Genomic DNA, 25,002 nt, shown 5'->3' on the forward strand with positions numbered 1-25,002 from the left:
GCTCCATTCTCGGGGCGCGGAGTGTTCGGCGCGTGCGCTGTGGCGAAGAAGTGAAACTCGTTGCCGCGGCAGGCTTCCCACCCCTTGTCTAAGCGTTGCTCTTAGTGAGCCGGATCATACTAACTAGAACACGTTCGCAGTGTCAAAGAACTGTAAAAGTAGTCGGAATGGTGATCTTTGCGCTGGTCAGGACGGGTGTGATCTGGGCCATTCTAGAACGCGTTCTAGTACAACCCCCAGCTGACAACCCAGACTGCCAGTCTTGCTAGTCCATCAGTGCGGTGGCCGAGAAACACTTCTGTGGGTCACGGCCAGCAAAGTACTCGCGCAACGTCGTCGACAGGTCTGACGGATCCCAGGCGTCCGACTCGGCGTTGAATCGGGCCTCCGCGGTCGGCGCTGCCACCAACGTCACCGTTGGACCGTAGACGATGAACAGCTGTCCGTTAACCCCTTCCGACGCCGGTGAAGCCAGGAAGCGCACGAGATTGACGACGTGCTCGGGCGACAGCGGGTCGATCTGGCCGTCCGCGAGCTCCGGTGCCTCGCCGAACACGTCGGCGGTCATGGCGGTGCGGGCGCGCGGCGCGATGGCGTTGGCCCGCACACCGTACTTCTCCAGCGCGCGCGCCATGGTCAGCGTCAGCGCGGTGATGCCGGCCTTGGCGGCGCCGTAGTTGGCCTGGCCGACGGGCCCGACCAGGCCCGCCTCGGAGGACGTGTTGATGACGCGGCCGTACACCTGACCGTCGTTCTCCTTGGCCTTGGCGCGCCAGTAGGTCGCCGCGTTGCGGGTCAGCAGGAAGTGTCCTCGCAGGTGCACCGCGATCACGGCGTCCCAGTCCTCGTCGGACATGTTGAACAGCATCCGGTCCCGGGTGATGCCCGCGTTGTTGACGACGATGCTCAGCCCGCCGAGGCCGTCGGCCGTCTCGACGAGTTCGTCGGCCGTCGACCGCTCGCTGATGTCGCCGGCGACCGCGACGCCCTTGACGCCCGCCGCGGAGATCTCGTCGAGCACGTCGGACTTGTCGAGTGCGGCGGCGATGTCGTTGACCACGACGGTGGCGCCGGAGCGGGCGAGCCCGACGGCCTCCGCACGGCCCAGGCCCGCGGCCGCACCGGTTACCACCGCGACGCGTCCGTAAAGGTCGTTCGCGGAATCGTTAGACGTCAATTTATGAATACCTCTAGTCTCTGCGGATCAACGCTGCGCGAGGGCACTCGGCGATGGCCTGCTCGGCCAGGTCCTCCTGGTCGGCAGGCACCGGGTCGGCCTTCACAACGGCGTAGTCCTCGTCGTCGAGCTCGAACAGGTCGGGGGCGATTCCCACGCACACTGCGTTTCCCTCACAACGATCACGGTCAACCTCTACGCGCATCACAACCTCCTCGCGATCGGGTCCACCCCCGATGCCAGTCTGGCACCGGCCTGGACCCTCAGACTAGAACGTGTTACAACCGGGGGTGAACCCGGGCTGGACCACCGGTTGCAGCTCGAATGCTAGATCGTGCCCCTGGAGAAGTTAGGACAAGGCGATGCGGATCGGCTACACGCCAGAGCAGGACGAGTTGCGCCGCGAGCTGCGGGCCTACTTCACCAAGCTGATGACCCCCGAGCGGGCCGAGGCGCTGGCGTCGAACGACGGCGAGATGGGACGCGGCAACGTCTACCGCGAGACCGTCGCGCAGATGGGCAAGGACGGATGGCTGACGCTGTCCTGGCCCGAGGAGTTCGGCGGCCAGGCCCGCCCGCCGATGGACGGGCTGATCTTCAACGACGAGGCCGCGATCGCGAACGTTCCGGTGCCGTTCCTGACCATCAACAGTGTCGCCCCGACGATCATGGCGTTCGGCACCGAGGAACAGAAGAAGTTCTTCCTGCCCAAGATCGCCTCGGGCGACCTGCACTTCTCGATCGGCTACTCCGAGCCGGGTGCGGGCACCGACCTGGCGTCGCTGCGCACCACCGCGGTCCGCGACGGCGACGACTACGTGATCAACGGCCAGAAGATGTGGACGAGCCTGATCGCCTACGCCGACTACGTCTGGCTGGCCGCGCGCACCAACCCCGACGCCAAGAAGCACCGCGGCATCTCGATGCTGATCGTGCCCACCACCGCCGAGGGCTTCTCCTGGACGCCGGTGCACACCATGGCGGGCGTCGACACCAGCGCGACGTACTACCAGGACGTGCGCGTGCCGGTGACCAACCTGGTCGGCGAGGAGAACGCCGGCTGGAAGCTGGTCACCAACCAGCTCAACCACGAGCGGGTGGCACTGGTCTCGGCACAGCCGATCTTCATGGCGCTCAACGGGGTTCGCGAGTGGGCCCAGAACACCAAGGATGTGCACGGCAACCGGCTGATCGACTCGGAGTGGGTGCAGCTGAACCTGGCCCGGGTGCACGCCAAGGCCGAGGTGCTCAAGCTCATCAACTGGGAGCTCGCGTCCTCCGACGAGGCGTCGCCGTCGCCCGCGGACGCGTCGGCGGCCAAGGTGTACGGCACCGAACTGGCCACCGAGGCCTACCGACTGCTGATGGAGGTGCTCGGCACCGCCGCGACGCTGCGCCCCGATACCCCCGGCGCGCTGCTGCGCGGGCGTGTCGAGCGCATGCACCGCAGCTGCCTGATCCTGACGTTCGGTGGCGGCACCAACGAGATTCAGCGCGACATCATCGGCATGGTCGCGCTCGGCCTGCCCCGAGTGAACCGGTAAGGAATCGTCGACATGGATTTCAAGACAACCGAAGCGTCGGAGGATCTCGGCGGGCTGGTCCGCACCATCGCCGAGTCCGTCGTCACGCCGGAGCGCCAGCGCGAGCTCGACGGGCTCGAGCAACGTTTCGACCGCGAGTTGTGGGGCAAGCTGATCGAGGCCGACGTGCTGTCGGCAGCGGCGCCGGAAGCGTTGGGCGGCGGCGGATTCGGCGTGCTCGAGCAGGTCGCCGTGCTGGTCGCGCTCGGCCGGCAGCTCTCGGCGGTGCCGTACCTGGAGTCCGCCGTGCTCGGCGCAGGCGCGCTGGCCGAGTTCGGCGCGGAGCCGCTGCAGCAGCAGTGGGCGGTGCCCGCGGTGACGGGCGACAAGATCCTCACCGTGGCGCTCGACGGTGAGATGGGTCAGGGTCCGGTGCAGGCTCAGGCCGGCGGTGCGGGTTACCGGCTCACCGGCTCGCGCACCCAGGTCGCGTACGGTCCGGTGGCCGATGCGTTCCTGGTGCCGGCCGAGACCGACTCGGGCACCAAGGTTCTCCTCGTGGCGGCCGCGGACGCCGGTGTGACGGTGGAGTCGCTGGGCACGACGGGGCGCGGCAGCATCGGGCATCTCGAGCTGCAAGGTGTCGAGGTCGGTGCCGACCGCGTCGTCGGTGATGCCGATGCGCTCGCCTGGTTGACGGTGCGTGCGACATTGGGCCGCAGCGCCTTTCAGCTCGGCGTGCTGGAACGGGCGCTGGAGCTCACCGCGGAGTACGCCCGCGAGCGCGAACAGTTCGACCGGCCGATCGGAAGCTTTCAGGCCGTGTCGTCGCGGCTGGCCGACGGCTACATCGACGTCAAGGCGTTGCGCCTGACGCTGACCCAGGCGGCCTGGCGGCTCTCCGAGGACCTGTCCGCCGACGTCGACGTCAACACCGCGGCGTTCTGGGCCGCCGATGCCGGCCACCGCGTCGCTCACACCACGGTTCATGTGCACGGCGGCGTCGGCATCGACACCGACCATCCGGTGCACCGCTACTTCCTGGCGGCCAAGCAGACGGAGTTCGCGGTCGGCGGCGCCACCGGACAGTTGCTGCGCATCGGCCGGGAGCTGGCCGACACGCCCGTCTAGCCGTGGGCCTGCCCACCGTCGCGGACCTGCTGACGCCGCTGATCCACGTCGACGATCGCGGGGTGTACTTCACCGACGAGCCTCTCGGGCGAGGAGAAGACGACACCGTTTCGTTCACCTCGTGGCGTGAGCATCTTCGGCACGGCGCCGCCGTCGCCGCCGCCCTGCGGGCGCGACTCGATCCCGGGCGCCCGCCCCATGTCGGTGTGCTGCTGCAGAACACGCCGTTCTTCTCGGCGGTGCTCGTCGCCGCGGGGCTGACCGGCATCGTGCCGGTGGGGCTGAACCCGGTGCGTCGCGGCGCGGCGCTGCAGCGCGACGTCACGCATGCCGATTGCCAAGTCGTGCTGGCGGATTCGGCGTCTCTCGAAGTGGTCGGCGACATCGACCACGTCAACGTCGACTCGGCGGAGTGGGCGGCCGAGGTGGCGGCATTCGCCGACGAACCCGTCGTGGTGCGAGAGGCCGACCCCGGCGATCTGTTCATGCTGATCTACACGTCGGGCACCAGCGGTGATCCCAAGGCGGTCAAGTGCAGTCAGGGCAAAGTGGCGATCGCAGGCGTCACGATGACGCAACGCTTCTCGCTTGGCCCCGATGACGTCTGCTACGTCTCGATGCCGTTGTTCCACTCGAACGCGGTGCTGGTGGGCTGGTCGGTGGCACTGGCCTCGCGAAGCTCACTGGCGTTGCGGCGCAAGTTCTCCGCATCGCAGTTCCTGCCCGATGTGCGACGGTTCGGTGCGACGTATGCGAACTACGTCGGCAAGCCGCTGTCGTACGTGCTCGCCACCCCCGAGCGACCCGATGACGCCGACAACCCACTGCGCGCCGTCTACGGCAACGAGGGGGCGCCCGCGGACATCGAGCGGTTCGCTCAGCGGTTCGACACGGTGGTGATGGACGGATTCGGTTCCACCGAGGGTGGTATCGCGATCGCCCGCACGCCCGACACCCCGCCGGGCTCGCTCGGTCCGCTGCCGCCCGGCACGCAGATCGTCGACGTCGACACGGGTGAGCCGTGTCCGTCCGGGGTGACCGGCGAGTTGGTGAACGCCGCGGACGCAGGGCGTTTCGAGGGGTATTACAACGACCCGCAGGCCGATGCGGACCGCATGCGCGACGGCGTTTACCACAGCGGCGATCTGGCCTACCGCGACCAGAACGGCTATGCGTACTTCGCGGGCCGCCTCGGCGACTGGATGCGGGTGGACGGCGAGAACCTGGGCTCGGCGCCGATCGAGCGGGTGCTGCTGCGGCACCCCGACGTCGTCGAGGTGGCGGTGTACGGCATCCCGGCACCCGACGTCGGCGACCGCGTGATGGCGGCACTGACCTTGACCGAAGGCGCCGCGTTCGACCCGGACGAATTCCGCGAATTCCTCAGCGCGCAGGACGATCTCGGCCCGAAACAGTGGCCGTCTTTCGTCAGGATCAGCAGCGCGTTGCCGCGAACCGAGACGTTCAAGGTGATCAAGCGGCAGTTGCAGGCGGAGGGGACCGACTGTCCGGACCCGGTGTACGAGATCCGGCGCTAGCCTGGCCGTCGTGGGGTATCGCGAATTCGCCACGCCCGCGGCGTTGAACGGTCTGATCGAATGCGTGTGGGTGACCCAGGGGCCGCCGGGGCCCGTACGGGTGCTGCCGGACGGCTGCATGGACCTTATCCGCATGGATGGGCGCATCGTCGTGGCGGGCCCGGACACCGCCGCCTCGACGGCGATGCGCGGCCCAGAGGCGTTCGTCGGGTTGCGCTTTCGGCCCGGCGTTCTGCCGCGGTTACTCGGTACGCCCGCCTCCGCGCTCCGCGACGAACGGGTGCCACTGGCCGATGTGCGTCCGGTACCCGGGCACGTCCGGTCACTGATCGAGTTGACGGCCCGGATGGCCGCCGAAGAGCCACGACCCCGGACGGCACCGTGGCCCATGCCTTTACTCGACCTGGTGACCGCGAGGCTGGCCGCCGGAGCAACCGTGGACCGGGTGGCCGCAGAAGTCGGCTGGTCACGGCGCACGCTGCACCGTCAGTGCCTCGCGGTCTATGGATACGGTCCCGCGACCCTACGGCGCATTCTGCGGTTCCGCCGGGCAGCGCGATTGCTCAAAGCCGGTGTGCCGGTGGCCGACGTCGCGGCCAGGACCGGCTATGCGGATCAACCGCATCTGCACCGCGAGGTTCGCGCGCTGGCCGGAGTGCCCTCGACGGAGTTGCGTCAGGAAGCGAGCGGCGCGAAGAGGTCGACCCAGTTGCCGTCCGGGTCCGCGACGGTCGCGTAGCGCTGGCCCCACGGAGCGTCGTAAGGCGGCAGCGCGCCGGTGTGGCCGGCCGACGTCACCTTTTCGAAGAGCGCGTCCACGTCGGCCGGGGTACCGAGGCCCAGCGCCAGCGCCAGGCGGCTGTCGGAGGCCGGCGGCGGCGCCCACCCGGGATGCATGCCCGCGATGGTGTCCTCGACATCGAACGACAGGGTGTTGCCGCCCGGCAGGGAGAGGGCGACGTGCGGAGGCTCGCCGGGATCGGGTACCTGCAGTCCGAGGAGACGGTAGAAGGCCAGCGACCGATGCAGGTCGGCGGTGAAGATCTGGAAGACCGCGGATGTCGGGCGAATGTCCATGTCGCCGACATTAGGTCGCCTGCCCGACCGCTGTCGTGAACAGATCGGACAGGCGATCACGGTTTGCCAGGAAACTCCGATCGAGTAGAAGTACTCAGCCGCGCAAGCGGTGATCGTGAATTACGCTTCGCTAGGCAATTCTTGAGCAGACAGGAGTCAGGTTTATGAGATTTTCGGCGATCACGGGGGCGGCCACGATGGCCGCCGCACTCACGCTCGTACTGACGGGCTGTGGCTCGGACACCGAGTCCGAACCCACCACCTCCGCCTCGGAGACGGCCACCACCAGCTCGACGACGAGCGCGAAGGCGGCGCCCTCGACGGCCAAGGTCGCCCCGCGCGAAGAGGACGCCGCGGGTCCGAATCCGACCATTGCGAGCTACATCGCCGAGAACAACATTCAGGAGACTCCGGTCAGGCGCGGCGACCCCGGTGCGCCGACCATCGATCTCCCCTTCCCCGAGGGTTGGGAGGACGCGGGTGCGGACACCCCGGAATGGGCGTACGGCGCAATCGTCTACAACGGGCCGGAGGCGGCCGAGTACACACCGAGCATCGTCGCGATCGTCTCGAAGCTGACCGGCAACGTCGACCCGCAGGCCATCATCGACCTCGCTCCGGGCGAGCTGCAGAACCTGCCCGGCTGGAGCGCGATGAACGAGGGCGAAACGAGCACGCTCGGCGAGTACCCGGCCTACCAGTTGGGCGGCACCTGGGAATCCGAGGGACAGACGAAGCTCGTCGCGCAGAAGACGGTCGTGATCCCCGGACCCGACGGGGTCTACGTCCTGCAGCTGAACGCGGACGCTCTGGAGGACCAGGCGGACCTCGTCGGCCCCGCGACGATGGCGATCGATGAGGAGACCACGATCAGCTTCTAGCCTTAGGCGCACCGAGTGTTGGGTTGTGTCACGTTTTTTCGACTCGAGCGTGCGTCAACCCAACACTCGACGAGAAGCGAGGCCGTCCAACACCTCTGCCAAGTTCTCCGGACGGGACAGGAACGGCGAATGACTACCGGGCATCTCGACGATGTCGGCACCCAGGCGCTCTTGGGCGACCCGCCTCGACCAGTCGGGGTTGACCATCAGATCCTCCGCGCAGACGACGTAGGCCGACGCAACCGCAGGGAAATAGTCGAGAGCCCGCCGATCCGGTGATGGTACGGGGCGGGGTCGCGAAGTTTGCTAGCTTTCGCGGATCCCGTCGAGTCGGCGCGAGGCCTCCTCGAAGCCCTGCACCAGTTCGGCGATGATGTCGGCGACGGGGCGGATCTCGTTCATCCGGCCGACGATCTGGCCCACCGGCATGGCGACGGTGTCCGGGTTGTCGGACTCGTTCATCCGCTGATGGGCCTCGCTGACGAGGATGTTCTGCAGCGGCATCGGCAGTGGCTCAGGCGCATCCGGTGCGTCCCACGCCTCGGTCCATTTCGTCTTCAACAGCCGCGCCGGCTTGCCGGTGTAGATCCGGCGTCGCACGGTGTCGGCGGAGGTGGCCCGCAACAGGCCCTCCTGGATCGTCGAGACGCCGCCCGGCTTGCGGTGTCCGAGATCGTATTCGGCCGACGTGAGGAACGCCGACCCCATCCAGACGCCCTGCGCGCCGAGCGCCAGCGCGGCGGCCACCTGCCTGCCGGTGCCGATGCCGCCTGCAGCGAGCACCGGCGCCTTACCCTCCAGCGCGTCAACGATTTCCGGCCACAACACCATCGAGCCGATCTCGCCGGTGTGCCCGCCGGCCTCATGGCCCTGGGCCACCACGATGTCCACGCCGTTCTCGACGTGCCGCTGCGCGTGCTTGGCGCTGCCGGCCAGCGCCGCGACCGGCACGCCCGCCGCGTGCACCTGGTCGATGACGTCCCTCGGCGGCGATCCGAGCGCGTTGGCGATCAGCTTGATCGGATGTTTGAGCGCGACCTCGACGTGCGAGCGCGCCACCGAGTGCAGCCAGCCGAGCACGCCCTCGTTGCGATCCTCGTCCTCAGGCAGCGGCGGAACACCCAGATCGGCAAGGGTTTTGGCGACGAAGTCGCGGTGGCTCTGCGGGATCAACTTGTCGATGTCGACGGCCGTGCCCTCCTGCGGCACCTTGGCGGGCATCACGACGTCGACGCCGTAGGGCAAGCCGAAAGTGTTCTCGTCCATCCAGCACAGGACGTTCTCGAGGTCGTCGGCGTCGTTAAACCGCACACAGCCCAGCACGCCGAGGCCGCCGGCCTTGCTGACCGCCGCGGCGACCTTCTCCGACGGCGTGAAGACGAAGATCGGGTACTCGATTCCGAACCGGTCACACAGTTCGGTGTGCATCTTCATTTCTCCCGTCGCTTCGCTCGCCCCATCAGGATGACGTCCCCACGTGGTTGGCGTGAACGTCGTCGGCGGGCCGCTCCTCGGTGGTGTCCTTGGCCCAGCGGTAGTCGGGCTTGCCGGCCGGTGTCCGGTGGATCTCGTCGACCCACCACACCTTGCGCGGCACCTTGTATCCGGCGACCTCCTGACGGACGAACGAATCAAGCTCCGCGAGCGTGGGATTCGTGCCGGGACGGCGGTGCACGACGGCCGCCACGCACTGGCCGTAGCGCTCGTCGGGCACCCCGACGACCAATGCGTCGAACACGTCCGGGTGGCCCTTGAGGGCGGCCTCGACCTCCTCGGGGTAGATCTTCTCGCCACCGCTGTTGATCGACTGCGAACCACGGCCCAGCATCGTGACGCTGCCGTCGGCCTCCACCTCGGCGTAGTCACCCGGGATCGCGTAGCGGACACCGTTGAACGTTTTGAACGTCTCGGCGGTCTTCTTCTCGTCCTTGTAGTAGCCGACCGGGATGTTGCCCTTCTTGGCGATCATCCCGCGCACCCCGGAGCCCGGCTTGACCTCGTTGCCGTCCTCGTCGAGAACCACTGTGCGGTGATCGATCGTCACCCGCGGCCCACCGGTGTGCGATTGGCCCTTGGCCACGATGCTGGTGCCGCCGAAGCCCGTCTCCGAGGAACCGATCGAGTCGGTGATCACCCGGTTGGGCAACAGTTCGAGGAACTTCTCCTTGATGCTCGTCGAGAACAACGCGGCGGTGCTGGCCAGCAGGAACAGGCTCGACAAATCGGGCTCCTGGCCGGAGTCGTGCAGCTTGGTCAACGCATCCAGCAGCGGGCGGGCCATCGCGTCGCCGGTGAAGAACAGCAGGTTCACCTTGTACTTCTCGATCGTCTGCCACACCTCGTCGGCGTCGAACTCCGGTGCCAGCACGGTGGTTTGGCCCGAGAAGAGCGACATCCAGGTCGCCGACTGCGTGGCGCCGTGGATCATCGGCGGGATCGGGTAGCGGACCATCGGCGGATTCTCCGCGGCGGCCTTGGCCAGGTCGTACTCGTCCTTGACGAACTCGCCCGTCACAAAGTCTGTGCCACCGAACAACACTCGGTAGATGTCCTCGTGACGCCACATCACGCCCTTGGGGAATCCGGTGGTGCCGCCGGTGTAGAGCAGGTAGATGTCGTCCTCGCTGCGCGGACCGAAATCGCGCTCGGGCGAACCCTGCTCCAGGGCGGAGTAGAACTCGACTCCACCGTAGCGGCCGAACTCGTCGTCGCTGCCGTCCTCCACGACCAGGACGGTCGTCACGTTCGGCGTCTCCGGAAGCACGTTGGCCACCCGGTCGGCGTACCGGCGCTCGTGTACCAGCGCGACCATGTCCGAGTTGTCGAAGAGGTACTTGAGCTCGCCCTCGACGTAGCGGAAGTTGACGTTGACCAGGATCGCGCCGGCCTTGACGATGCCCAGCATCGCGATCACGATCTCGATGCGGTTGCGGCAGTACAGCCCGACCTTGTCGTCCTTCTTGACGCCCTGGTCGATGAGGTAGTGAGCCAGGCGGTTGGCCTTCTCCTCCAACTGGGCGTAGGTGAGTTGTTCGTCGCCGCAGATCAGGGCGACACGGTCTGGCACAGCGTCGATGGCGTGCTCGGCGAGATCGGCAATGTTCAGGGCCACGGGACCTAAACTAGAACGTGTTACATTTCCAGACAAGTCTGTGGCATCGACGCTGGAAGGCGGACACCTGTGAGCGACCCACAAAAAGGCCCCGACGCCCTCGTTGAGCAGCGCGGACACACCTTGATCCTGACGTTGAACCGGCCCGAGGCGCGCAATGCGCTTTCCACCGAGATGCTCTCGATCATGGTCGAGGCCTGGGACCGCGTCGACAACGATCCGGAGATCCGCTCGTGCATCCTGACCGGTGCCGGCGGCTACTTCTGCGCGGGCATGGACCTCAAGGCCGCGACCGCCAAGCCGCCGGGCGACTCGTTCAAGGACGGCAGCTACGACCCGTCGCGCATCGACGGCCTGCTCAAGGGCCGCCGGCTGACCAAGCCGCTGATCGCGGCCGTGGAGGGCCCCGCCATCGCCGGCGGCACCGAGATCCTGCAGGGCACCGACATCCGCATCGCGGGCGAGAGCGCCAAGTTCGGCATCTCCGAGGCGAAGTGGAGCCTGTATCCGATGGGCGGATCGGCGGTGCGCCTGGTGCGCCAGATCCCCTACACCATCGCCTGCGATCTGCTGCTGACCGGGCGCCACATCACCGCCGCCGAGGCCAAGGAGTACGGGCTGATCGGCTACGTCGTGCCGGACGGCACCGCGCTGGACAAGGCTCTGGAGATCGCCGAGCTGATCAACAACAACGGTCCGCTGGCGGTGCAGGCGATCCTGCGGTCGATCCACGAGACCGAGGGCCTGCACGAGAACGACGCCTTCAAGATCGACACGAAGATCGGCATCGAGGTCTTCCTGTCCGAGGACGCCAAGGAGGGGCCGCGGGCGTTCAAGGAGAAGCGGGCGCCGAACTTCACGATGAAGTAGCGGCTGTCACGCCGCGGGCGTAACGCCACGGCGCGAATTCAGCGGATCCCGCAATGGCGTTACATTCGGCGACCGCTCGCCGCGTCAGCCGACCGGCTTCGTCGGCGTGAAGACAACCGGCATCTTCTCCAGTCCGGACACGAAGTTCGCGGGGCGCAGCGGCAGTTCGGCGTCGGACGCGAGCCGCAGGTCGGGCAGCCGCTGCAACAGCTTGGTCTGCATGATCGACAGCTCGAGACGGGCCAACTGGTTGCCGAGGCAGAAGTGCGTGCCGAACCCGAACGCCAGGTGGTTGTTCGGATAGCGCTCGATATCGAAGAGCTCAGGGCTCTCGAACACCTTCTCGTCGAAGTTGGCCGACTCGAACAGCAGGATCATCTTCTCGCCCTCTTTGAGAGCGGTCCCGTGAAAGTCGTTGTCGCGCTTGACGGTTCGCGCCATGTTCTTCACCGGCGCCGTCCAGCGCAGCATTTCCTCGATGGCGTTGGGCAGCAGGTCGAGATCGTTGATCAGTCGCTGATGCTGATCCGGGTGCGCCAACAGCTGGCGGGTCCCGCCGGAGAGCGTATGACGGGTCGTCTCGTCGCCGCCGATGAGCAGCAGCAGCACCTCGGTGACGATCTGGTGGTCCTCGAGTTTCGACCCCTCGACCTCCGCATGCACCAACACGCTGACCAGATCGTCGGTCGGCGTGGTCTTGCGCTCCTCGATCATGCCGGTCATGTACTGGCTGTAGGCGGCGAACGCATCCATCGTCAGCTGGAACTGCTCGGGGTCCGCGGTGCTGCTCAACGCGCCGACGAGGTCGTCGGACCACTTGAGGAACATCTCGCGCTCCTCGGGCCGGACTCCGAGCATGTCGCCGATGACGGCCATCGGCAGGGGCGCGGCGATGTCCCAGACGAAGTCGCACTCGCCGCGCTCGCACACGTTGTCGATCAGCGTGTCGCACAGCGAACTGATCGACCCCTCAAGGTCTTTCACGCGCTTGCGGGTGAAGCCGGCATTGACCAGCTTGCGCCGCAACAGATGCTGCGGATCGTCCATCTCGATCATCATCTCGACGCCCGGCTGGTCCGGCCGGATGCCGCCGGCATTGGAGAACAGTTCGGGGTTGCGCTCGGCCTCGATCACCGCGGCATATGTGGCCGCGGCGGCCAAACCGTTGCGGTCACGGAACACCGGCTCGTGCTCGCGCATCCACTTGTAGACCGACCGCGAGTCGCCGGCGTAGAACGTGCCGTCGGTGAGGTCGACGTCGGGCCTAGTGAGTGTCATGAGATCTCCTGGGCGTCTGCGAACGACATCTCCACGTTGCCAGCCGAACTGGAGACCATCGCGCGTTTGGGGAAGCCTAGCGACGCGAGGTCCTTGGCGTAGGGATGTTCGCCGAGCCGGACCCGCGCACCGCCCAACCGGAAGCGCACGTCGGACAGCTTCATCTCCCCAACGGTCTTGCGCACCACACCGTCGCGGTACGAGTACGTCGGGTGGGCCTGCGGTTTGGAGGTGAACGCCGACGGCACCTTGAATCCCGGCGAGAAGTCCATGCCGACGGCGAACTGCCCGTCGATGGTCACGTCGAACCCGAAGGTGTGGCCGTCGCGAACGGTGAAGTCGGCCATCACCTTCGGATAGCCCCAGATCTTGGTGCCCGCCTCGAGCGTGAACGCCTGGTCGACGGGCAAGTGGTGGACGAAAGCGCCGGCGTCCTGCAGCGCCCGCGGGCCCGAGGCGGTCGACCCTGGCGGATTGACCATCACGTTGGTGCCGTACTCGTAGTACTGGCCGAGGTCTCCGTCGATGTAGTGCATCAGCATCAGGACGACGACCGCCCGTCCCGGCAGGAAGCGGCACACCTGCAGACCGCTGTAGTCGATCATTCGTTGGGCGGCGTCTGCATCCACCGAGAACATCGCCGTGTGTTGCTCTGCTTTGCGGATCTTCACCGGCATCGTCAAGACGGTGCCCGCGATGGTGTGCTGGCTCATCGCGCCAATCTAGAACGCGTTCTAGACAACTAGCAAGAAGTGTCTACCCCTGGGCGCCGCGAGCCGCGGTCCGGCGAGCGCGCAACGGTGTACGTTTTGCGGCCGCAAAACCGTACAAAGTTGAGCGCTCGGGCCCGATTGGCTCAGACCAGGCCGGCGAGGTCGCGGATCTGCTCCGGTGAGCGCGCGCCGACGACCATCATCGTCACGCCCGCGGCCTCCCACGCCTTGATCTGCTCCTGCACATAGGCGAGGTCGCCGACGATCGCCGAGTCGTCGACCAACTCGTCGGGGATGATCTTGGCCGCTCGCTCTTTGCCGTCCTCGCTGCCTGATCGGAACAGCTTGGTCACGTCGTCGACGACCTCGGCGTACCCCATGCGGCGGTAGACGTCGGCGTGGAAGTTGGTGTCCTCGGCGCCCATGCCGCCCATGTACAGCGCCAGGTGGGGCTTCATCAGCTCCATCACCCCGGCGCGGTCGTCGGTGACGATCACCTGGGCCGTCGCGCAGATCTCGAAATCCTCGCGGCTGCGGCGCGCGCCCGGGCGGGCGAAGCCCTCGTCGAGCCACTCGTTGTACATGTCGGCGATGCGCGGCGAGTAGAAGATCGGCAGCCAGCCGTCGCAGATCTCGGCGGCCAGCGCGACGTTCTTCGGGCCCTCCGCGCCCAGCATGATCGGGATATCGGCGCGCAACGGGTGGGTGATCGGCTTGAGGTTCTTACCCAGACCAGTGGTGCCCTCGCCGGTCAGCGGCAGCGGGTAGTGCGGGCCGCCGCTGCGCACCGGCGCCTCGCGCTTCCACACCTGGCGCAGGATGTCGACGTACTCGCGGGTGCGGGCCAGCGGCTTGGGGAACTTCTGCCCGTACCAGCCCTCGACGACCTGCGGTCCGGAGACGCCAAGCCCGAGGATGTGGCGCCCGCCGGAGAGGTGGTCGAGCGTCAGCGCCGCCATCGCACATGCGGTGGGGGTGCGGGCGGACAACTGGATCACCGAGGTGCCGAGCCGCATGCGCTTGGTCTCGCGGCCCCACCAGGCCAGCGGGGTGTAGGCGTCCGAGCCCCACGCCTCGGCGGTGAACACGGTGTCGAAGCCGGCGTCCTCCGCGGCGGCGACCAGTTCGGCGTGGTTTTCCGGCGGCTGCGCGCCCCAGTACCCCAGCTGCAAACCCAGCTTCATGAGATCGCCTCCAGACCCGTTCTTGAAACCATTCTTAGAACCTGTTCTACTCGATGCCGTGACCACCAGCCAAAGCAGCCCGGTGCAGATCGATCCCCATCAGCGGCCACTTTCGGCTCCGCTGAGGCTCTCATTCGACTACACCCGTTCAGTCGGACCACTCCTCGGCCAGTTCTTCACCGCCCTGCGCGAACGACGCATCCTCGGCGTGCGCGGTTCGGACGGGCGGGTGCTTGTGCCGCCCGCGGAGTTCGACCCCGTCACCTACGAGCGATTGACCGAGATCGTACCGGTGGCAGGCGTCGGGACCGTGGTGTCGTGGACCTGGCAGCCCACCCCGCTGGAGGGCCAGCCGCTGGACCGGCCGTTCGCGTGGGCGCTGATCAAGCTCGACGGAGCCGACACCCCGATGCTGCACGCGGTCGATGCGGGCTCGGCCGACGCGATCAGCGCCGGCACCCGGGTGCACGCGCACTGGGTCGACGAGCCGGTTGGCGCGATCATTGACATCGCCTACTTCGCGCTCGGCGAGCGGGCCGAACCGGAGGGCGAGCACGACGACCGTGACCCGGTGACCGTGCAGGTGACGCCGTCCTCGATCGAGATCCAGCACACCGCGTCGCTCCCGGAGACCGTGTTCCTCAGGGCCCTCGAGGAGGGCAAGCTGCTGGGTGCGCGGACGAAGAAGGGCCGCAACGGCCAGCCCGGCAAGGTGTACTTCCCTCCCAAGGAGGCCGACCCGGCCACCGGTCTGGAACTCGACGAGTTCATCGAGCTGCCGGACAAGGGCACGGTGACGACGTTCGCGGTCATCAACATCCCGTTCGCCGGGCAGCGCATCAAGCCGCCGTACGTCGCGGCCTACGTGCTGCTGGACGGCGCCGACATCCCGTTCCTGCACCTGGTCACCGAGATCGAGGCAGCCGAGGTGCGGATGGGCATGCGTGTCGAGGCGGTGTGGAAGCCCCGCGAGGAATGGGGCCTGGGCATCGACAACATCGACCACTTCCGGCCGACTGGTGAGCCCGACGCCGAGTACGACTCCTACAAGCACCACCTGTAAAGGGCAGCACATGACTGACTTGAGAGATGTGGCTGTCGTGGGCTTCGCGCACGCACCGCACGTTCGCCGCACCGACGGAACCACCAACGGCGTCGAGATGCTGATGCCGTGTTTTCACCAGCTCTACGAAGAGCTGGGCCTGCAGCAGACCGACATCGGTTTCTGGTGTTCGGGCTCCTCGGATTACCTTGCGGGCCGGGCATTCTCGTTCATCTCGGCGATCGACTCGATCGGCGCGGTGCCGCCGATCAACGAGAGCCACGTCGAGATGGACGCGGCATGGGCGCTGTACGAGGCCTACATCAAGCTGCTGACCGGCGAGGTCGACACCGCGCTGGTGTACGGCTTCGGCAAGTCGAGCGCGGGAATCCTGCGCCGCGTGCTGGCGCTGCAAACCGACCCGTACACCGTTGCGCCGCTGTGGCCGGACGCGGTGTCGATGGCTGGCCTGCAGGCCCGGTTCGGACTGGACGCAGGCAAGTGGACCGCCGAGCAGATGGCTCAGGTGGCGCTCGACTCGATGGCGGTCGCACAACGTACCGACAGCGAGAAAGCTCCGACTGCCTCAGACGAGGCGAAGTGCATCTCCGAGCTGCTGTCCCGGCCGTACTTCGCGGATCCGTTGCGACGGCACGACATCGCCCCGATCACCGACGGCGCGTCGGCCATCGTGCTGGCGGCGGGCGACCGGGCCCGCGAGCTGCGGGAGAACCCGGCGTGGATCACCGGCCTCGAGCACCGCATCGAGACCCCGGTGCTCGGGGCCCGCGACCTGACCACCTCGCCGTCGACGGAGGCGTCGGCGCAGGCGGCCACCGGCGGCGACACCGGATCCATCGACGTCGCCGAGATCTACGCGCCGTTCACCCACCAGCACCTGATTCTCACCGAGGCGATCGGCCTCGGCGAGAAGACGAAAATGAACCCGTCGGGCGGCACGCTCGCAGCCAACCCGATGTTCTCGGCGGGCTTGGAGCGCATCGGCTTCGCCGCGCAGCACATCTTCTCCGGCTCGGCGCAGCGGGTGTTGGCACATGCCACGAGCGGCCCTGCGCTGCAACAGAATCTGGTCGCAGTCCTGGAAGGGAAATAAGAGCATGGCAGGCCAACTAGCGGCGGTGCTGGGCACCGGGCAGACGAAGTACGTCGCCAAGCGCCAGGACGTGTCGATGAACGGCCTGGTGCGCGAGGCCATCGACAGGGCGCTGGCCGACTCGGGATCGACGATGGACGACATCGACGCGGTCGTCGTCGGCAAGGCGCCGGACTTCTTCGAGGGCGTGATGATGCCCGAGCTGTTCATGGCCGACGCCGTCGGCGCCACGAACAAGCCGCTGATCCGCGTGCACACCGCAGGTTCGGTCGGCGGATCCACCGGCGTGGTGGCAGCGAGCCTGGTGCAGTCGGGCAAGTACCGTCGCGTGCTGGCGATGGCGTGGGAGAAGCAGTCAGAGTCGAACGCCATGTGGGCGTTGAGCATTCCGGTGCCGTTCACCAAGCCGGTCGGCGCCGGCGCGGGCGGGTACTTCGCACCGCACATTCGCGCCTACATGCGCCGTTCGGGTGCACCCGACCACATCGGCGCGATGGTGGCGGTCAAGGATCGGATCAACGGCGCCAAGAACCCGCTGGCGCACCTGCACCAGCCCGACATCACGCTGGACAAGGTGATGGCCTCGCAGATGCTGTGGGACCCGATCCGCTTCGACGAGACCTGTCCCTCGTCCGACGGTGCGTGCGCGCTGGTGATAGGCAACGAAGAGATCGCCGACAAGCAGGTGGCCGAAGGGAATCCCGTCGCGTGGATCCACGCCACCTCGCTGCGCACCGAACCGCTGGCATACGCGGGCCGCGACCAGGTCAACCCGCAGGCGGGCCGCGACGCCGCCAAGGCGCTGTGGAAGGCCGCGGGCATCACCAGTCCGATCGACGAGATCGACGCCGCCGAGATCTACGTTCCGTTCTCCTGGTTCGAGCCGATGTGGCTGGAGAATCTCGGCTTCATGCCCGAGGGTGAGGGCTGGAAGCTGACCGAGGCCGGCGAAACCGCCATCGGCGGCAGGCTTCCGGTCAATCCGTCGGGCGGCGTGCTCTCGTCCAACCCGATCGGCGCGTCGGGCATGATCCGCTTCGCCGAGGCCGCGATCCAGGTGATGGGCAAGGCCGGTGACCACCAGGTGCCGAACGCCCGCAAGGCGCTCGGCCACGCCTACGGCGGCGGGTCGCAGTACTACTCCATGTGGGTGGTCAGTTCTGATAAGCCAGGGGACAAATCCGCATGATGCAGTACACGTGCAGCGTGGCGATGGGCCCGGTCGAGGAGCTCATCGAGATCGCCCGCACCGCGGAGGAAGTCGGCTTCGACTCGATCGCGCTGCCGGACTCGCTGTTCTACATGGAGAAGCAGTCGGCCGACTATCCGTACACGCCGGACGGCTCGCGCATGTGGAACGCCGAGACCCCGTGGGTCGACCCGTTGATCGCCGCAGGCGCGATGGGCGCGGTCACGTCGACCCTGCGCTTCTACACCAACGTGATGAAGCTGGGCTCACGCAACCCGCTGCTGCTGGCGCGCCAAGTCGGCTCGGTAGCCAACCTGACCAACAACCGGTTCGGGTTCGGTGTCGGGATCGGGTGGGCGCCCGAGGAATTCGAGTGGTGCGGCCAGCCGTACGCCAAGCGCGGCAAGCGCGTCGACGAGATGATCGAGGTGATCAAACTCGTGCTCTCCGGAGGCATGGTCGAGTTCCACGGTGAGTTCTACGACTTCGACAAGCTGCAGATGAGCCCGGCGCCGAGCGAGCCGGTTCCGTTCTACGTCGGCGGTCACACCGAGGTGGCGCTGAAGCGCGCGGCGCGTGTCGGCGACGGTTGGACCAGCGCGATGATGACCGGCGAGCAGTTGGCCGAGACCATCGGCAGGATCAAGTCGTTGTTGGCCGAATACGGCCGCGCCGACGTACCTTTCGAGTATCAGGCCGTGTGCATCGACAAGTTCGGCGTCGATGGGCACCGCGAGCTCGCCGAGGCCGGCGTCACCGACAACATCGTCATCCCGTGGGTCTTCGAGGGGCTGGGCTTCGATGCGGCACTGGAGAAGAAGAAGGATGCGATGAAGCGGTTCGCCGACACCTACATCCACTCCGGCTGGCAGGAGTGACAGTCACCGATCCCCAGGCCCCGGTGCATCTGGCGGGCAGGCGTTCCCGTGAGGCGGCGATCGCTCACGACAAGCAGGCCTGGCTGGACAACTTCGCCGACGACGCGGTCGTGGAGGACCCGATCGGCCCGTCGCACTTCGATCCCGAAGGCAAGGGGCATCGCGGCAAGGAGGCCATCGCCGCCTTCTACGACAAGGCGATCGCGCCGAGCGACCTGACCTTCAACTTCACCCAGACCTACCAGTGCGGCAACGAGGAAGCCAACGTCGGCAACATCGTCATCCGGGCCGCCGGTTACGAGGTTACCGCCGAGGGCGTGTTCACCTATCGCGTCAACGACGAGGGCAAGATCGTCGCGCTGCGGGCATACTGGGAACTCGACCGTGCGACCGCCAGCGCGCGAAAGCTCTAACGGGACAGACGATCAGCCGCGGCGGTGGTGAGGTTCAGCGTCATCCGCTTGGCACGCATGCTCACGTCATGAAGTAGGTTCCGTCCGCGCGACGCGATGATCGGCTCGACCGCGATCCGGTCGCCCACCCGGACGGTTCCGGCGCGACCGACGGTGCAGTAGACCCCCAGGCATCGCTGCGCACGGGCGGCCACGGCGCGGGTGACCCGGCGATCGACTTCGAGCCCGGGCTGCGCGCGGCTGGGCACGACGCAGCGGACTGTCTGCGACATCACCTTGAGGTTGACGTCCCCCAGCGTGACCTGCGCACCCACCCATTGCGACTCGGGAAGTTCGGCATCCGAATTACTCACCGCCACAAGCACGTTGGGCCGAAAGCGGCGCACATCGAGTTCATCGCCGACTTCCGCACCGATGGTCGCCAAGCTGGTCGTGGTCATGACATGGACCGGAGCGAGGTCGACGAACATTCCGGGCGGAGTCGAGTAACGACCCAGCTTGATCAGATCCGCCATGGGAAACAGTGCGAAATCGGGCAGACTCTCTCCATCCGCGATTCCGAAGTCGGCGCGCACCGAGGCGGTAGAGACGGCATCCTTCTGCCTGTTGAGGTTCATGCGGTGCAGGCTGGTGTCGTCAGCGGGCGGCAGCGCGGTCAGCCGGACCTCGCGGCCGGCCAGTTCGGAGAGCTTCGCGTGCACCTCGGCATCAGCGCTCGACAGAACTGTGCCGTCGGGAAAGGTGATCTCGATCTCGGGGACGCGGCCCGGTCCCGCGTCGGGTGAAAGCGGTCCCACGTAGCGGGCCGTAGCAGTCAGCAACGCGGGGATGCGACGCGCCGACGCGGTGATGTCCTTTTCGAGATCGCGGACCGCCCAGAGTCGGTCGCCGAGCACACCGCGCGGACCGATCTCGGTCTGGTCCACCTTCACCCCGCCCAGCGATTTCACGGGGAAGCGCCATAGTTCGGCGACCGTTCCGCTGCTCATGCGCTCACGGTACGGCGCGCTAGTCGGGAATTGGCTGCAATCCCGTCATATAGCGGCGGGCCAGGTCCTGGTAGGCGCCGGGGTTCGTGTTGACCCAGACCTCGGCGCCGGTGCCCGCGATGGGGCCGCGCACCTTCGCGGGCGCGCCGGTCACCAGCACCTCGTCGGGGATCTTCGTGCCGCCCACGACCAGCGAATGGGCGGCGATCATGGTGCGGGCCCCGATGACGGCGCCGTCGAGCACGGTGCAGTGGTTGGCGAGCACGGCCTGTGCGCCGATGTGCACGCCGTGCACGACGCAGCCGTGCGCGACGGTGGCGCCGGGCCCGACGTCGACGGGGATGCCGGGCGGGGCGTGCAGGATGCAGCAGTCCTGGACGTTGGCTCCCTCGCGGACGACGATCGGGGCGAAGTCGGCCCGCAGCACGGCGTTGAACCACACGGAGGCGCCGGCCTCGACGTGCACATCCCCGACCAGCGTGGCGGTGGGCGCGACGAACGCGGCCGGATCGACGGTCGGTGTGCGGCCCTCGAAGGAGTACAACGGCATTGTCTGGTTATACAGCAGTTGGCTAACGATGAGCGCTTGCGCGAAGAGGCGAATTACCTGCTTTGATTGCGCGTCGAGAGGGAAAAACTGTAACGTGTTCTAGTTAGAGGACACAGAACGGGAGGCCCACCGTGACTACGGACGCGGGAATTCGCGAGATCGACACCGGCGCGCTGCCCGACCGGTACGCACGCGGCTGGCATTGCCTCGGGCCCGTGAAGGATTACCTGGACGGTAAACCGCACGGCGTGGAGATCTTCGGCACCATGCTGGTGGTGTTCGCCGACTCGCACGGCGACATCAAGATTCTCGACGGCTACTGCCGCCACATGGGTGGCAACCTGACCCAGGGCACCATCAAGGGCGACGAGGTGGCCTGCCCCTTCCACGACTGGCGCTGGGGCGGCGACGGCAAGTGCAAGCTGGTGCCCTACGCCAAGCGCACGCCGCGCCTGGCCCGCACCCGCGCCTGGGCAACCGACGTGCGCGGCGGTCTGCTGTTCGTCTGGCACGACCCCGAGGGCAACCCGCCGCCGCCCGAGGTCCGGATCCCCGAGATCCCGGAGTTCGAGAGCGGCGAGTGGACCGACTGGCGCTGGAACACGATGCTCATCGAGGGCAGCAACTGCCGCGAGATCATCGACAACGTCACCGACATGGCCCACTTCTTCTACATCCACTACGGGCTGCCGACGTACTTCAAGAACGTGTTCGAAGGCCACATCGCCAGCCAGTACCTGCACAACGTCGGCCGGCCCGACATCAGCGACATGGGCACCAGCTACGGCGAGGCGCATCTGGACTCCGAGGCCAGCTATTTCGGGCCGTCGTTCATGATCAACTGGCTGCACAACAACTACGGCGGCTACAAGGCCGAGTCGATTCTGATCAACTGCCACTACCCCGTCACGCAGGACTCGTTCGTGCTGCAGTGGGGTGTCATCGTCGAGAAGCCGAAGGGCCTCGACGAGAAGACCACCGAGCGGCTTGCCGAGGTGTTCACCGACGGGGTCAGCAAGGGTTTCCTGCAGGACGTCGAGATCTGGAAGCACAAGACCCGCATCGACAATCCGCTGCTCGTCGAGGAGGACGGCGCGGTCTACCAGATGCGGCGCTGGTATCAGCAGTTCTACGTCGACGTCGCCGACGTGACGCCGGACATGACCGACCGCTTCGAGATGGAGGTCGACACCACGGCCGCCAACGAGAAATGGAACGTCGAGGTCGAGGAGAACCTCAAGCGGCAAGCGTCGGAAAAGGACGAGGAGAAGGACACCGCCGAGCACGCCCAGTCATGACACAGCGCAAGGATGCACCCGACGTCGACCGGTTGGCCCGGGCGATGTTGATGCTGCACGGCGCACATGACGACGACGACCACGCACATACCGGCGGCGACACCACCACCGGAACATGGTCGAAAGCAAGGGCTTTCGGCACCGAACGTGCGGCGGCCCTTCACGAAGCCACCCAGCGGGACCGCGACCGCTACCTGACCTCCGGCCTGGTGTCGGTCGACTGCCGGTTCTGCCACGTGTCCGTCGACGTGAAGAAGCTCGGACCGGCCCATACGTCGGTGCAGTGGAACAGCGAGGCGTCGCGGCGCTGCGCCTACTTTAACGAGATCCGCGCGACCGGCGGCGATCCGGCGCGCGCGAAGGCCTGCCCGAAGCTCGCCGACAGCATCAAACACGCCGTCGCCGAAGGATGTCTCGAGGAACCTTCCTCGGCCCCTCCTCCCGGCGACGGCTGACCGTCCAGGGTCACCGAATCGTGAACTGCCGCCTCGCATGGGTCGTGTTCGCGTTGGTGGTGACGGGCTGCGCGCGGGTGGTCGACGGGCCGCCGCCGAAGGCGCAACCGCCGGTGGCGCCGATCACCGCGGGACAGGCCGTCGACCTTCTGAGCCCGGACGTCATCGGCGAGGACGGCAACCTCTTCGTCACCGTCGAACCCGAGCAGTGCGCGGGAGTGGCCCGCGAAGTGGACCCGCCGTTCATCTCCGACCATGCCCCGGCCGCCACCGACGGTGGCCACTGGCGCGGCGAGTACGACGGTCGGGAAATGTACGTCGAGGAGATGGTCGGCGTCTACCGCGCAGACTTCGACGCCCAGGACGCGTTGGCTCACGCCCGCCAATCCATCGAATCCTGCCGCGGCACGCCGTTTTCGGTGCGGAGCATGGCCGAGCGGAAGTACCTCTTCGAGCTCCTGCCACCTGTGGAATCGGGCTCCCCCGACATCGTGCTGTGGTCGTTCAGGGGCGACGACTGGGCGTGCGACAGCGCCTACGTCGCCGCTCACAACGCGGCGATCGAGATCTCCACATGCGGGCCCGCCAACGGCTACGACGTCGACAAGCTCGCGCCAGACGCGCTCAAACGCATTCAGGCGCTGGCCAACACGACGGCCTGAGGGTCACAGGTCTTTGAAGCGCTCCTTGACCTGCTCGTCGGTCAAGCCGTAGTCGGCAAGCGAGTAGGTGTGCTTGGGCGCGCGCGGGCCCAGCTTGCTCTCCTCGTGGCTGCGCTCCATCGCGAGTCGGGCCCCGTCGGTGAAGTCGATGCCGAAGTGCCGGTACACGTTCTCGACCATGGCGACCGGGTTCTTCACGAACTCGAAGTAGTCCAGGTCGTAGAACTGCGCCGGATCATGCTCGGCGCGAACCCGATTGAACAGTTCCAGCCCCCGTGACCAGGTCTCCATCGCATCGTGCCCGATGACCTCACCGGTGAAGCGGTTCGACCAGCCCGCCGTGGTGTGCTGAGCCAGCGAGCACATCGACGCCATGATGGTCTCGACCGGGCGGTGGCACTGGATCACCAACGCGTCCGGGTAGGTGCGCAACAGCGCGTCGAGCGCGAACAAGTGGCTGGGGTTCTTGAGCACCCAACGCTTCTCGGCTTCGTTGAGTCCGATCAGCTGCAGATTCTTGCGGTGCCGCTGATAGGGCTTCGTCCAGTCCTGCTGCGCCAGCCACTGCGCATACGTCGGGATGTGGGCCAGCGTCTCGTAGGACACCGAGTGCAACGACTGTCGCAGCAGTTGCCAGCACTCCTCCACCTCGTCGGCGGTCATGTAGTGCAGGCCGGTGTAGTCCGGGTTCTCCTCGTGGGCCTTCTTGAACCGGGCGTCGAGCTCACTGAAAACCGGGTTGTCGGGCCAGGTTTCGCGCGGCGGGCGCGGCTGCGGGAACTCCGCCAACCACAACTCGAGGCCCTGGTGGCGCGGGTCGGCGGCCAGCAATCGGTGGATGGCGGTGGTGCCGGTGCGAGGCAGGCCCGTGACGAAGATCGGCTTCTCGATCGCCACGTCGGCATGCTGGGGATACTGCTTGAACGCCGCCTCGCTGACCAGCCTCGCCACCAACGCGTTGCGCACAAAGAACCGTTGCATCTTGCTGCCGAACTCGGTGAGGTCGGCGTCCGTGCGGTAGGCGTCCAGCAGCACGGCGAGCGCCTCGCGGTAGTTGTCGTCGTCGCTGCCGAAGTCGTCCAGCCCGCACGCCTTGGTGGCCGAGGCGTGCAGGTCCTCGACGGTGCCGACGTCGGTGCGGGCCGTCACGCCTTGTACTCCCCGCAGTTGACGTCCAGGGCCTGTCCGGTGATACCGCTCGACAGGTCGCTGGCCATGAACAGGATCGCCGAGGCCACCTCGTCCTCGGTGGGCAACCGCTTGAGATCCGATGCCGCGGCCGTGGCCCGGTAGATCTCGTCGACCGTCGTACCGTACTTGCCGGCCTGGTGCTTGAAGTAACTCTCCAGTGTGCCGCCCCAGATATAGCCGGGCAGAACCGAATTGACGCGGATGCCCTGCTCACCCAGCTCGGTGGCTAACGACTGCGACATCGCCAACAACGCGGACTTGGCCATCTTGTAGGCGCCGTACTTGGCTTGCGAGTGGCGCACCACCATCGAGTTGACGTTGACCACCGACCCGTTGGCCTCGGCGAGCGCGGGCGTGAAGCCCTGGATCAACCGCAGCGCGCCGAACACGGTCAGCTCGATCGCGTCGCGCATGTGCTCGAACGTGGTGTCGGCCAACGGCTTCATCGACGGCACCCGGAATGCGTTGTTGATCAGCACGTCGACGCGGCCGTACGCCTTCATCGTTTCCTCGACGAGGTTGCCGACCTGAGCCCCGTCGGTGATGTCGGTGCCGATCGAGACGGCGCGCCTGCCGAGGTCGGTCACCTGCTTGGCAACGTCCTCCAACCGTTCGACGGTGCGGGCGGCGAGCACCAGATCGGCCCCGTCCTGGGCGCATCTCCGCGCAAGCGTCGTGCCCAGCGCGGGTCCGACGCCGCTGATCACGACGACCTTGCCGTCGAGCAGTCCACCCAT

General features: G+C 67.0%; 26 protein-coding genes and 1 pseudogene. 14 read left to right on the forward strand and 13 right to left on the reverse strand.

Annotation, left to right across the window (positions count from 1 at the left end; genetic code table 11):
* Window positions 1–265: 265 nt before the first annotated feature.
* Together ABGB19_RS08415 and ABGB19_RS08420 are read right to left on the reverse strand one after the other, a co-directional pair.
* Entirely contained in the window at window positions 266–1,177 is a 912-nt protein-coding gene (locus tag ABGB19_RS08415) for a 3-oxoacyl-ACP reductase (protein ID WP_347685405.1), read from the reverse strand.
* Between the two features lie 13 nt (window positions 1,178–1,190).
* Entirely contained in the window at window positions 1,191–1,382 is a 192-nt protein-coding gene (locus tag ABGB19_RS08420) for a ferredoxin (RefSeq protein ID WP_347685406.1), read from the reverse strand.
* A gap of 157 nt (window positions 1,383–1,539) precedes the next feature.
* On the opposite strand from ABGB19_RS08420, the gene ABGB19_RS08425 reads away from it, so the two are divergent.
* From ABGB19_RS08425 to ABGB19_RS08440, 4 genes are read left to right on the forward strand one after another with little or no spacing between them, the layout of a single operon-like run.
* The gene (locus tag ABGB19_RS08425; RefSeq protein ID WP_347685407.1) at window positions 1,540–2,721 is read left to right on the forward strand and encodes an acyl-CoA dehydrogenase; all 1,182 of its coding nucleotides are present in this window, start codon (window positions 1,540–1,542) and stop codon (window positions 2,719–2,721) included.
* Window positions 2,722–2,733: 12 nt separating this feature from the next.
* Window positions 2,734–3,831 carry an acyl-CoA dehydrogenase family protein gene (locus ABGB19_RS08430; RefSeq protein ID WP_347685408.1) on the forward strand — a complete coding sequence of 366 codons (1,098 nt, stop codon included), beginning with the start codon at window positions 2,734–2,736 and terminating at the stop codon, window positions 3,829–3,831.
* A gap of 2 nt (window positions 3,832–3,833) precedes the next feature.
* Window positions 3,834–5,369: a long-chain-fatty-acid--CoA ligase FadD17 gene (gene fadD17, locus ABGB19_RS08435; RefSeq protein ID WP_347685409.1), complete on the forward strand. Its 1,536-nt coding sequence runs from the start codon at window positions 3,834–3,836 to the stop codon at window positions 5,367–5,369.
* Window positions 5,370–5,379: 10 nt separating this feature from the next.
* Complete coding sequence (locus ABGB19_RS08440; protein WP_347685410.1) at window positions 5,380–6,108, forward strand: AraC family transcriptional regulator; 729 nt, start codon at window positions 5,380–5,382, stop codon at window positions 6,106–6,108.
* Here the strand turns inward: ABGB19_RS08440 and ABGB19_RS08445 are convergent.
* Window positions 6,045–6,446, reverse strand: coding sequence for a VOC family protein (locus tag ABGB19_RS08445; RefSeq protein WP_347685411.1), 402 nt, complete (start codon window positions 6,444–6,446; stop codon window positions 6,045–6,047). The two genes, ABGB19_RS08440 and ABGB19_RS08445, sit on opposite strands and share 64 nt — an antisense overlap.
* Before the next feature lie 164 nt (window positions 6,447–6,610).
* Here ABGB19_RS08445 and ABGB19_RS08450 point away from each other — a divergent pair, with 164 nt between their 5' ends.
* A complete protein-coding gene (locus tag ABGB19_RS08450) occupies window positions 6,611–7,327 on the forward strand; it encodes an LpqN/LpqT family lipoprotein (RefSeq protein WP_347685412.1) in 717 nt (238 codons plus the stop codon).
* Between the two features lie 54 nt (window positions 7,328–7,381).
* Here the strand turns inward: ABGB19_RS08450 and ABGB19_RS08455 are convergent.
* From ABGB19_RS08455 to ABGB19_RS08465, 3 genes and pseudogenes are all read right to left on the reverse strand, one after another.
* A pseudogene (locus ABGB19_RS08455) lies at window positions 7,382–7,603 on the reverse strand (alpha/beta hydrolase); the annotation flags it as partial.
* 30 nt (window positions 7,604–7,633) lie between these two features.
* A complete protein-coding gene (locus ABGB19_RS08460; protein ID WP_347685413.1) occupies window positions 7,634–8,755 on the reverse strand; it encodes a nitronate monooxygenase family protein in 1,122 nt (373 codons plus the stop codon).
* 31 nt (window positions 8,756–8,786) lie between these two features.
* Complete coding sequence (locus ABGB19_RS08465; protein ID WP_347685414.1) at window positions 8,787–10,439, reverse strand: acyl-CoA synthetase; 1,653 nt, start codon at window positions 10,437–10,439, stop codon at window positions 8,787–8,789.
* 69 nt (window positions 10,440–10,508) lie between these two features.
* On the opposite strand from ABGB19_RS08465, the gene ABGB19_RS08470 reads away from it, so the two are divergent.
* On the forward strand, window positions 10,509–11,309 hold the full coding sequence (locus ABGB19_RS08470) for a crotonase/enoyl-CoA hydratase family protein (protein ID WP_347685415.1): 801 nt from the start codon (window positions 10,509–10,511) through the stop codon (window positions 11,307–11,309).
* An 84-nt stretch (window positions 11,310–11,393) separates the two neighbouring features.
* On the opposite strand, the gene ABGB19_RS08475 is transcribed toward ABGB19_RS08470, so the two are convergent.
* The 3 genes from ABGB19_RS08475 to ABGB19_RS08485 form a co-directional block, all read right to left on the reverse strand.
* Window positions 11,394–12,587 carry a cytochrome P450 gene (locus ABGB19_RS08475; RefSeq protein ID WP_347685416.1) on the reverse strand — a complete coding sequence of 398 codons (1,194 nt, stop codon included), beginning with the start codon at window positions 12,585–12,587 and terminating at the stop codon, window positions 11,394–11,396.
* Window positions 12,584–13,300: an acetoacetate decarboxylase family protein gene (locus ABGB19_RS08480; RefSeq protein ID WP_347685417.1), complete on the reverse strand. Its 717-nt coding sequence runs from the start codon at window positions 13,298–13,300 to the stop codon at window positions 12,584–12,586. Before ABGB19_RS08480 ends, ABGB19_RS08475 begins: the two co-directional genes overlap by 4 nt.
* 143 nt (window positions 13,301–13,443) lie before the next feature.
* Window positions 13,444–14,484, reverse strand: coding sequence for an LLM class F420-dependent oxidoreductase (locus tag ABGB19_RS08485; protein ID WP_347685418.1), 1,041 nt, complete (start codon window positions 14,482–14,484; stop codon window positions 13,444–13,446).
* Window positions 14,485–14,542: 58 nt separating this feature from the next.
* On the opposite strand from ABGB19_RS08485, the gene ABGB19_RS08490 reads away from it, so the two are divergent.
* The 5 genes from ABGB19_RS08490 to ABGB19_RS08510 are packed head-to-tail and all read left to right on the forward strand — an operon-like array spanning window position 14,543 to window position 19,120.
* Window positions 14,543–15,547 (forward strand): OB-fold domain-containing protein, encoded by a 1,005-nt coding sequence (locus tag ABGB19_RS08490; protein ID WP_347685419.1) that lies wholly within the window; start codon window positions 14,543–14,545, stop codon window positions 15,545–15,547.
* A gap of 10 nt (window positions 15,548–15,557) precedes the next feature.
* Window positions 15,558–16,640, forward strand: a complete 1,083-nt coding sequence (locus tag ABGB19_RS08495; protein WP_347685420.1) for a thiolase domain-containing protein — start codon at window positions 15,558–15,560, stop codon at window positions 16,638–16,640.
* Window positions 16,641–16,644: 4 nt separating this feature from the next.
* Entirely contained in the window at window positions 16,645–17,829 is a 1,185-nt protein-coding gene (locus ABGB19_RS08500) for a thiolase domain-containing protein (protein WP_347685421.1), read from the forward strand.
* Window positions 17,829–18,707 (forward strand): TIGR03619 family F420-dependent LLM class oxidoreductase, encoded by an 879-nt coding sequence (locus ABGB19_RS08505; protein WP_347685667.1) that lies wholly within the window; start codon window positions 17,829–17,831, stop codon window positions 18,705–18,707. Before ABGB19_RS08500 ends, ABGB19_RS08505 begins: the two co-directional genes overlap by 1 nt.
* Complete coding sequence (locus tag ABGB19_RS08510; protein ID WP_347685422.1) at window positions 18,704–19,120, forward strand: nuclear transport factor 2 family protein; 417 nt, start codon at window positions 18,704–18,706, stop codon at window positions 19,118–19,120. Before ABGB19_RS08505 ends, ABGB19_RS08510 begins: the two co-directional genes overlap by 4 nt.
* Here the strand turns inward: ABGB19_RS08510 and ABGB19_RS08515 are convergent.
* Together ABGB19_RS08515 and ABGB19_RS08520 are read right to left on the reverse strand one after the other, a co-directional pair.
* Window positions 19,117–20,109 carry an MOSC domain-containing protein gene (locus ABGB19_RS08515; RefSeq protein ID WP_347685423.1) on the reverse strand — a complete coding sequence of 331 codons (993 nt, stop codon included), beginning with the start codon at window positions 20,107–20,109 and terminating at the stop codon, window positions 19,117–19,119. The two genes, ABGB19_RS08510 and ABGB19_RS08515, sit on opposite strands and share 4 nt — an antisense overlap.
* A 19-nt stretch (window positions 20,110–20,128) precedes the next feature.
* Window positions 20,129–20,659 carry a gamma carbonic anhydrase family protein gene (locus tag ABGB19_RS08520; protein WP_347685424.1) on the reverse strand — a complete coding sequence of 177 codons (531 nt, stop codon included), beginning with the start codon at window positions 20,657–20,659 and terminating at the stop codon, window positions 20,129–20,131.
* A gap of 131 nt (window positions 20,660–20,790) precedes the next feature.
* On the opposite strand from ABGB19_RS08520, the gene ABGB19_RS08525 reads away from it, so the two are divergent.
* Genes ABGB19_RS08525 through ABGB19_RS08535 form a run of 3 tightly spaced genes read left to right on the forward strand, consistent with a single transcriptional unit; the run spans window position 20,791 to window position 23,074 of the window.
* Complete coding sequence (locus ABGB19_RS08525; protein WP_347685425.1) at window positions 20,791–21,957, forward strand: Rieske 2Fe-2S domain-containing protein; 1,167 nt, start codon at window positions 20,791–20,793, stop codon at window positions 21,955–21,957.
* Window positions 21,954–22,412 (forward strand): hypothetical protein, encoded by a 459-nt coding sequence (locus ABGB19_RS08530; protein ID WP_347685426.1) that lies wholly within the window; start codon window positions 21,954–21,956, stop codon window positions 22,410–22,412. The genes ABGB19_RS08525 and ABGB19_RS08530 overlap by 4 nt, the downstream gene beginning before the upstream one ends.
* Before the next feature lie 20 nt (window positions 22,413–22,432).
* Entirely contained in the window at window positions 22,433–23,074 is a 642-nt protein-coding gene (locus ABGB19_RS08535; protein ID WP_347685427.1) for a sensor domain-containing protein, read from the forward strand.
* A 3-nt stretch (window positions 23,075–23,077) separates the two neighbouring features.
* Here the strand turns inward: ABGB19_RS08535 and ABGB19_RS08540 are convergent, their stop codons facing one another.
* Together ABGB19_RS08540 and ABGB19_RS08545 are read right to left on the reverse strand one after the other, a co-directional pair.
* Window positions 23,078–24,223 (reverse strand): sulfotransferase, encoded by a 1,146-nt coding sequence (locus ABGB19_RS08540; RefSeq protein WP_347685428.1) that lies wholly within the window; start codon window positions 24,221–24,223, stop codon window positions 23,078–23,080.
* Window positions 24,220–25,002 (reverse strand): SDR family oxidoreductase, encoded by a 783-nt coding sequence (locus ABGB19_RS08545; RefSeq protein WP_347685429.1) that lies wholly within the window; start codon window positions 25,000–25,002, stop codon window positions 24,220–24,222. The genes ABGB19_RS08540 and ABGB19_RS08545 overlap by 4 nt, the downstream gene beginning before the upstream one ends.

The sequence above is a fragment of the Mycobacterium sp. B14F4 genome, assembly GCF_039871645.1.
Classification (GTDB): domain Bacteria; phylum Actinomycetota; class Actinomycetes; order Mycobacteriales; family Mycobacteriaceae; genus Mycobacterium.

Coding starts and splice junctions, on each gene's coding strand:
- ABGB19_RS08475 (WP_347685416.1), bottom strand. CDS start 12,587: ATGACACTCACTAGGCCCGACGTCGACCTCACCGACGGCACGTTCTAC.
- ABGB19_RS08480 (WP_347685417.1), bottom strand. CDS start 13,300: ATGAGCCAGCACACCATCGCGGGCACCGTCTTGACGATGCCGGTGAAG.
- ABGB19_RS08420 (WP_347685406.1), bottom strand. CDS start 1,382: ATGCGCGTAGAGGTTGACCGTGATCGTTGTGAGGGAAACGCAGTGTGC.
- ABGB19_RS08495 (WP_347685420.1), top strand. CDS start 15,558: ATGACTGACTTGAGAGATGTGGCTGTCGTGGGCTTCGCGCACGCACCG.
- ABGB19_RS08515 (WP_347685423.1), bottom strand. CDS start 20,109: ATGAGCAGCGGAACGGTCGCCGAACTATGGCGCTTCCCCGTGAAATCG.
- ABGB19_RS08460 (WP_347685413.1), bottom strand. CDS start 8,755: ATGCACACCGAACTGTGTGACCGGTTCGGAATCGAGTACCCGATCTTC.
- ABGB19_RS08520 (WP_347685424.1), bottom strand. CDS start 20,659: ATGCCGTTGTACTCCTTCGAGGGCCGCACACCGACCGTCGATCCGGCC.
- ABGB19_RS08425 (WP_347685407.1), top strand. CDS start 1,540: ATGCGGATCGGCTACACGCCAGAGCAGGACGAGTTGCGCCGCGAGCTG.
- ABGB19_RS08485 (WP_347685418.1), bottom strand. CDS start 14,484: ATGAAGCTGGGTTTGCAGCTGGGGTACTGGGGCGCGCAGCCGCCGGAA.
- ABGB19_RS08545 (WP_347685429.1), bottom strand. CDS start 25,002: ATGGGTGGACTGCTCGACGGCAAGGTCGTCGTGATCAGCGGCGTCGGA.
- ABGB19_RS08430 (WP_347685408.1), top strand. CDS start 2,734: ATGGATTTCAAGACAACCGAAGCGTCGGAGGATCTCGGCGGGCTGGTC.
- ABGB19_RS08505 (WP_347685667.1), top strand. CDS start 17,829: ATGCAGTACACGTGCAGCGTGGCGATGGGCCCGGTCGAGGAGCTCATC.
- ABGB19_RS08445 (WP_347685411.1), bottom strand. CDS start 6,446: ATGGACATTCGCCCGACATCCGCGGTCTTCCAGATCTTCACCGCCGAC.
- ABGB19_RS08530 (WP_347685426.1), top strand. CDS start 21,954: ATGACACAGCGCAAGGATGCACCCGACGTCGACCGGTTGGCCCGGGCG.
- ABGB19_RS08500 (WP_347685421.1), top strand. CDS start 16,645: ATGGCAGGCCAACTAGCGGCGGTGCTGGGCACCGGGCAGACGAAGTAC.
- ABGB19_RS08450 (WP_347685412.1), top strand. CDS start 6,611: ATGAGATTTTCGGCGATCACGGGGGCGGCCACGATGGCCGCCGCACTC.